General features: G+C 70.0%; 3 protein-coding genes and 3 pseudogenes. 3 read left to right on the top strand and 3 right to left on the bottom strand.

What is annotated here, in order from left to right:
- The first annotated feature begins 251 nt into the window (after positions 1-251).
- Positions 252-1478 carry an MFS transporter gene (locus AC3XYG_RS21690; RefSeq protein WP_489141945.1) on the top strand — a complete coding sequence of 409 codons (1227 nt, stop codon included), beginning with the start codon at positions 252-254 and terminating at the stop codon, positions 1476-1478.
- Positions 1479-1615: 137 nt separating this feature from the next.
- Here the strand turns inward: AC3XYG_RS21690 and AC3XYG_RS21685 are convergent.
- Positions 1616-2719: pseudogene (locus tag AC3XYG_RS21685) on the bottom strand (MFS transporter); the annotation flags it as partial.
- 104 nt (positions 2720-2823) lie between these two features.
- Here AC3XYG_RS21685 and AC3XYG_RS21680 point away from each other — a divergent pair.
- A complete protein-coding gene (locus AC3XYG_RS21680) occupies positions 2824-3732 on the top strand; it encodes a LysR family transcriptional regulator (RefSeq protein WP_489141944.1) in 909 nt (302 codons plus the stop codon).
- A gap of 43 nt (positions 3733-3775) precedes the next feature.
- Here AC3XYG_RS21680 and AC3XYG_RS21675 read toward each other — a convergent pair whose 3' ends face one another.
- On the bottom strand, positions 3776-4795 hold the full coding sequence (locus tag AC3XYG_RS21675; protein ID WP_489141943.1) for a linear amide C-N hydrolase: 1020 nt from the start codon (positions 4793-4795) through the stop codon (positions 3776-3778).
- A 265-nt stretch (positions 4796-5060) separates the two neighbouring features.
- Positions 5061-5552: pseudogene (locus AC3XYG_RS21670) on the bottom strand (ATP-binding cassette domain-containing protein); the annotation flags it as partial.
- Between the two features lie 48 nt (positions 5553-5600).
- Between AC3XYG_RS21670 and AC3XYG_RS21665 the strand changes: the two are divergent.
- A pseudogene (locus AC3XYG_RS21665) lies at positions 5601-5893 on the top strand (excinuclease ABC subunit UvrA); the annotation flags it as partial.

Raw genomic sequence — 5893 nt, 5'->3', positions numbered from 1 at the left:
CTCCTGGTTCGACGGTTGCGATAGGTCGCCAACGCGGCGGGTTGCCTATCCGTCCGCCGAAGATGATCGGTCGCAGCACCGCAAGCACTCCGCCCCTTGCTCTCAAATTTCCGGGGCCGTGGCGACCCGGAACTTGCGATTTGGCGGAAAGCCTTGCGGCCGAATTCGGCCGCAACAAGCGGAGCGCGCGGCCGGGGCAGGGGGGCGGATGGTCCTGTCCTGGTCCCGACCACGATCCTCGCGAGTCTCTCATGCCACCGACCTCCGCCCCGCTGCCACCGGCGTTCCGTCGCCTGGCCTGGTCCAACCTCGCCGCGCAATCGGCGGAACAGATCGGCCTTGCCGCCGCGCCGATCGTCGCCGTGCTCGCGCTGGGCGCCGGGGCCGGCGGCACCGGCCTGCTGCAGACCGTGCAGACGCTGCCCTTCCTGCTGCTGTCGCTGCCGGCGGGGATCCTGGTCGACCGATCCTCCCGCCGTCGGCTCATGGCGGGGGCCGAGGCGCTGCGGGCGCTGTCCCTGATCGCCATCCTGGTGCTGGCCGAAACCGGAGGGCTCAGCCTCGGGCTGCTGGCCGCGCTCGGCTTCCTCGGCGCCGCCGGCACCGTCGCCTACAGCGTGGCGGCGCCGTCGCTGGTCCCGGACCTGGTGCCGCGCGCCGCGCTGCCGGCGGCCAATGGCCGGGTCGAGCTGGCGCGCAGCGCCGCCTTCGCCGCCGGGCCGGCGGTGGCGGGCGCGCTGGTGGCCTGGACCGGGGGCGGCCTGGCCTTCGCCGCCGCGGCGGCGCTGTCCGCCCTGGCGGTGGTCCTGCTCATCGGCATCCGCGAGCCGGCCCGGCCGGCGCCACCGCCGCGACACATCCTGCAGGATCTGCGCGAGGGCGCAGCTTTCGTCCTGTCCCATCCGCTGCTGCGGCCGGTGCTGCTGACCGCGGTGTTCTTCAACATCGGCTGGTTCGTGCTGCAGGCGATCTATGTGCCCTATGCCGTCGGCCATCTCGGCCTCAGCGCCTCGGGCGTCGGCATCACCCTGGCGGTCTATGGCGTCGGCATGGTGCTGGCCGCGCTGGCGACTCCGCGGATCGCCCGGCGGATGCCGTTCGGGGCGATGCTGCTGGTCGGGCCGTTCTCCGGCCTCGCCGGGGCATTGCTGATGCTGCTGACCGTCTGGGTGCCGTCGGCGCCGGTCGCCGGCCTGGCCTTCTTCCTGTTCGGCGCCGGCCCGATCCTGTGGACCATCGCCTCGACCACCCTGCGCCAGGCGGTGACGCCGCCGGCGCTGCTCGGCCGGGTCTCGGCGATCATCACCATGGCGACCTATGGTTCGCGCCCGGTCGGGGCCGCGATCGGCGGCCTGGTCGGCGGCAGCCACGGCGCCGCCGCCTGCCTGGTCATCGCCGTGCTCTGCTTCGTCATCCAGGCGCTGGTGATCGCCGGCTCCCCGGTGCCACGGCTGGCGGCGTTGCCGGAGGCGGCCTGACGTCTCAGCGCGCCCGGTCGAGGACGTCCACCACCAGGGCCGCCAGCCCGAACCCGGCGCCGATCAGGCAGACCAGGGACCAGCCCCCAGCCCCCAGCCGCCCAGGCGATGCCGGCCAGGGCCGAGCCGACGGCGCCGCCGAGGAAGAACAGGCCGACGAACAACCCGTTCAGGCGGCCGCGTGCTTCCGGCCGCAGCAGGTTGATGGCGCGGCGGCCAAGCGTCTGGTCGCCGGTGGCGCCGACATCGAGCACCACCGCGCTGCCGCCGAGCAGGACGAGGCACAGGGCGGATCCGATACCGGCAGAGGCGGACCCGCCCCAGGCGGCCAGGGCAAAGGCCACGACGATCGCGATGTGGGACGCGATGGTGGCTGGCCGGGTCCAGCCCCGGTCGCCGGCCCGGCCGAAGATCGGCGTCACCGCCGCACCGCCGGCGCCGACCAGGGCGAACAGGGCGATGCCGCGCTGGCCCAGCTCGAAGGGCGGCTGCGCCAGCCGCAACGCGATGGCGGTCCAGAACACGCTGAACGCCGCCATGACCAGGCTCGCCGTCAGCGCCCGGGACCGCAGCACCGGTTCTGCCCGCAGCAGATGCCACAACGACGCGATCAGGGCGGGATAGCCGATCCGGCTGGCCGGCCGGCGCCGGGGTAGGCGCAGGGCCAGGACCAGGGCCAGCAGGCCCATGGCGACGCCGCTGGCGGCGTAGAAGGTGCGCCAGCCGAAGCCGTCGGCCACGGCGCTCGCCAGCGGCCGCGACAGCAGGATACCGGCCATCAGCCCGCTCATGATGTCGCCGATGACGCGGCCGCGGTGCTCCGGCGGTGCCATCGACGCGGCGATCGGCACCAGGAGCTGGATGGCGGAGCATGCGGCGCCGAGCAGGAACAGGGCCGCCAGCAGGGTGGAGGCGTTCGGCGCCAGCGTCACCAGCCCGGCGAAGGCTGCAGCACAGGCGAGCATCCGGACGATCAACCAGCGATTCTCGACCAGGTCGGCGAGGGGCACCAGCAGGAACAGCCCGGCGGCATAGCCCAGCAGGGTCGCCGTCGCGACCAGCCCGCTGCCGGCCGTCGTCAGGCCGAAGGCCGGCCCGATCAGGCCGACCAGCGTCTGCGGCGCGAAGACATTGGTGACGATGATGCCGACCGACACGGCGAACAGCAGGATGAGTGGTCGGGTGAGCCCCACCTCCACCTCATCCGGGACTGCGGCAACGGTCTCGCTGGTGACCGACATGGGGATCGCCTCGATGATTGATCGGCATATTGATGACGATCTTTATTCTCGATCATCAAGATGATACAATTCAATTGTACCTATAAAGATTATGCGGATCTGGCATGAATATTCCGGATTTGGAGGCCTTCGTCGCCGTGGTCGAGACCGGCTCGATCGTAGCGGCCTCGGCACGCCTCAACCTCACCCAGCCGGGGGTGACGCGGCGGGTGCAGAACCTGGAGGACGGGCTCGGCGCGGCCCTGCTCGACCGCCAGTCGAAGCCGCTGAAGCCGACCGCGGCCGGCCGCGAGGCCTATGAACAGGCGCGCCGCGTGCTGCGCTCTGTCGAGGATCTCAGGTCGAGCGTGGCATCGGATGGCGAGGTGCGGGGCGAGTTCCGGCTCGGCGTCATGCCCTATCTGTCCGAGGCGGCCCTGTCGGTCCCGCTCGACCGGATGCGCGAGGCCTTTCCGCAGTTGACGCTGCGCATCACCTCCGGCTGGTCGCCGCGGCTGCTGGAGCAGGTCTCGCGCAGCGTGCTGGATGCGGCAGCCCTGTGCCTGGTGGACGGCGCCATCCCGCCGGAGGATCTGATCGCGGAGGACCTCGGCACCCAGCCGGTGCTGTTGGTCGCGGCGCCGGGGCTCGGCATTCCCAATCCGGCCAGACTGGCCGACCTGTCGCGCTTCCCCTGGATCATGAATGAAAGCGGCTGCGGCTTCCGCGCCTTCATCCGGCAGCGCTTCGAAGCCGCGCGCCTGCCGTTCCGCGTCGGGATCGAGGCGTTGAGCGTCGACCTGCGGATGTCGCTGGTGGCGCGCGGCCTCGGCATCGGGGTCCTGACTCCGGCCGCCTTCGCCGACAGCCGCTGGCAGGGGGCGGTCGAGGTGATCGACGCCCCGGATTTCCGGCCGCAGGTGCGGTGCTGGATGCTGCACCGGCCCCCGGCCGGCCGGCTGGCCCTGCCGATCGCGACGTTCCGCGAGGGCCTGGCCAAGGCCCTGGCTCTACCGGTCCCCTACGCGTTCTAAAGGCTGCCCGGTGGCTGAAGCCACCGGGCGCGCGGGTGCCTTGCTACCCAGCCTTCAGCGTCGGGGTGATGTCGATCGACACCGGCTCGGTCGGTAGCGGATACAGCCGTTCGCCGGGCACCGACAGGTTCAGTTTCTTCAGGTCGATCTGCATCACCGTCGGGGTGTCATAGGTGCGGACATTGAACACCCGCTCGGTCAGCGCCTTGACCACCACCCATTGCGTGTAATCGTCCTCGGACACGCCGCGCTTGTTCGGCAGCGACGCGCTGGTCCCGGCCGGGATGTCGACCGTGTTCAGCAGGTGCAGCGCCAGGTTGCACGCCGCTTCGCTGTCCGCCGGCCGGGTCGCGAAATGCTTCTGGAACACGGTGCGGATGAAGCGCGATGGCGGGGTCGAATCCCCGGGCAGGCCGCGCATGCCGCTGCCATGGCCGGGCGGGCTGAACTCCTTCAGGCCGATCCGGATCGATTCGGCATCGGTCGCTTTGAGCCCGACATAGGTCTCGATGTTGGTGAGCTGCCAGGGGAAGGGCGGAGCGTTGGTCAGCACCGCGACCGGGTTGTCGTGGATCCGGGTCTCGCCATCGATGAACTCGATGACGATGCTGTGGCCGTGATGGTCATGCACCGGGAAGTGCAGCGGCATCTCGTCCTGCAGCAGCGTGCTGCCCCAGACTTCGATCCCGGCCAGCCCCTGCCTGACCTCCTCGACCGTCGCGCAGGTCGCCAGCACCCAGCTGGTGAACAGGTCGGCCGCCAGCGCCTTCGACGGGTCGGACACCTTGTGCGGGTACTGCGTGCCCGGCAGCCACAGGGCGCCGATGCTCAGCCCGGCATCGTTCATGCCGTCGGTGATGATGTGCGTGCCATAGGCGTTCAGGCCGACATAGCCATGCGTCGCGGTCCAGCGCAGGCCCTGCTTCAAATCGGGCGCCGCACTGTGCTTTTCCGTACCTTTTCCGCCGATCAGGATCCCTGATTTCAGATCCGATCCGAATTCCATGCTGCGACCGTTGACGACGCTGAGATCGTGCGCCAGCAACAAAAAATCGGTGCACATAACGGCCTCCTCGGGTGGGGATCCCGATCGAACCCGGCAGAATAGGCCGGTCGGCAGCGTCGATGCCTGCCGCGACGGGACCCGGGTGACACCTCACTCAAAAGATTCGGCGGCGAAATCTCGGGGAAATGGTCCCGTCGCCTGTTCGAACCGCACGCACAATGGCATGGATTCGGGCCCGGTCATAGGTCCAGATGGCCGCCATCGCTGGGGCCAGATCTATAAAATCCTATCGAATTCCGGAGGCAGCCGGAGGCGGCGAGGGCTACGCCCGCCGCTTCTGCTTGGCCTGCTGCAGATAGGGCGCGAGATAGCGTCCGGTGTAGCTGCGGTCGGCCCGCACCACATCCTCCGGCGTGCCGGCGGCGATGATCTCGCCGCCGCCGTCGCCGCCCTCGGGGCCGATGTCGACGATCCAGTCGGCGGTCTTGATGACCTCGAGATTGTGCTCGATCACCACCACCGTGTTGCCGCCCTCGGCGAGCTCCTGCAGCACCTCGAGCAGCTTGGCCACGTCCTGGAAGTGCAGGCCGGTGGTGGGCTCGTCGAGAATATAGAGGGTGCGGCCGGTCGCCCTCTTGCTCAGCTCCTTGGCGAGCTTGATGCGCTGGGCCTCGCCGCCGGAGAGGGTGGTGGCCTGCTGGCCGACATGGATGTAGCCGAGCCCCACGCGCTGCAAGGTGGTGAGGCTGTTGCAGATGCGCGGCACGGCCTTGAAGAAGTCGGCGGCCTCGTCGACGTCGGCCTCGGCTACATCCACCTCGGCCAGTCCGCCACCACCCTCTCCGGCGGCGAGGCCCAGCGCATGAAGCTCGCCCGCGAGCTCTCCAAGCGCCAGACCGGACGCACCCTCTACCTCCTCGACGAGCCCACCACCGGGCTCCACTTCGACGATGTCCGCAAGCTCCTCGAGGTCCTCCACCGCCTCACCGACCTCGGAAACTCCGTCATCATCATCGAGCACAACCTCGACATCATCCGCAACGCCGACTACATCCTCGACCTCGGCCCCGAGGGCGGCGAGGGCGGCGGACGCATCATCGCCCACGGCACGCCCGAGCAGGTCGCCACCGTGCGAGGCTCCCACACCGCCGACTT

It is taken from the genome of Inquilinus sp. (genome assembly GCF_057815775.1).
This window is presented reverse-complemented; position numbering and strand designations above follow the sequence as displayed.

Coding starts and splice junctions, on each gene's coding strand:
- AC3XYG_RS21690 (WP_489141945.1), top strand. CDS start 252: ATGCCACCGACCTCCGCCCCGCTGCCACCGGCGTTCCGTCGCCTGGCC.
- AC3XYG_RS21680 (WP_489141944.1), top strand. CDS start 2,824: ATGAATATTCCGGATTTGGAGGCCTTCGTCGCCGTGGTCGAGACCGGC.
- AC3XYG_RS21675 (WP_489141943.1), bottom strand. CDS start 4,795: ATGTGCACCGATTTTTTGTTGCTGGCGCACGATCTCAGCGTCGTCAAC.